This window comes from Bradyrhizobium sp. 142 (assembly GCF_023074015.1).
Taxonomy (GTDB): Bacteria; Pseudomonadota; Alphaproteobacteria; order Rhizobiales; family Xanthobacteraceae; genus Bradyrhizobium.
Genome location: NZ_JADPKQ010000141.1, coordinates 1 through 753, shown reverse-complemented (window position 1 = coordinate 753; position 753 = coordinate 1). Strand labels below are relative to the sequence as shown.

Annotated in this window: 1 protein-coding gene and 1 pseudogene; one reads left to right on the top strand and one right to left on the bottom strand. The window is 57.9% G+C overall.

Annotated elements, in window-relative coordinates:
* Window positions 1-558, bottom strand: a pseudogene (locus tag IVA82_RS14115) (site-specific integrase); the annotation flags it as partial.
* On the opposite strand from IVA82_RS14115, the gene IVA82_RS14110 reads away from it, so the two are divergent.
* On the top strand, window positions 524-753 hold a 230-nt coding region (locus tag IVA82_RS14110; protein ID WP_247493334.1), incomplete at its 3' end, for a hypothetical protein. The pseudogene IVA82_RS14115 and the gene IVA82_RS14110 sit on opposite strands and share 35 nt — an antisense overlap.

Genomic DNA, 753 nt, shown 5'->3' with positions numbered 1-753 from the left:
CGTTGGGGATACCGCCGGGAAACATCCACGTGCTCGGCCGGACGGCGCGCCAATAGTCGGTCAGTGTCTCCAGCAACCGTGCCGAGAGCATGACGTAACTAGCACCATCCGCTGTCGGTCGATGGCTCCCGGCTTTAGGCGTACCGCTTCGGAAATGCGCAGACCGGCGGCGTAGCATGTTGTCAGGATCACTTGATGCTTGAGGCTCTCCACGCAGCCGAGGAAGTGCAGCACCTCTTCGGGGCTGAGGATGACGGCGAGTGTCTTGGGCGCCTTTGGACACGGAATGATGAGGTCGAAATCCCATTCGAAGCCGAGCGTGACACGGTACAAGAAACGGAGCGCTGAGACGGTCACGTGGATCGACTTCGGCGCCAACTTCTTCTCGTTCGTCAGATAGACTTGGTAGGCGCGGACATCTTCCGGCCCAAGCAAAGCCGGCGACTTCGCAAAATGGCGGGCGAACTGCGAAACCTGCAGCAGATAGGAATCCTGCGTATGCGGTGACAGGTTGCGGATCTGCATGTCGTTTATCATGCGTAACCGAAGCGGGGTCATTGAAGGCTCCTTGGCAAAAAAACGAAAACTGCCCGAGGGCAGTAACGCCATCTTGCTCGAAGCCAAGCCTATGAACGCTGCAAATTACGTCTCACCATGGCACGCCAAAGCAGTTACAGTTGCTTCAGCCGCATTCCTTCATCCGAAGATGGGCCACTCTTGCCGAGTGTTCTGCCGCGGAGCGGCTTCGTCCAA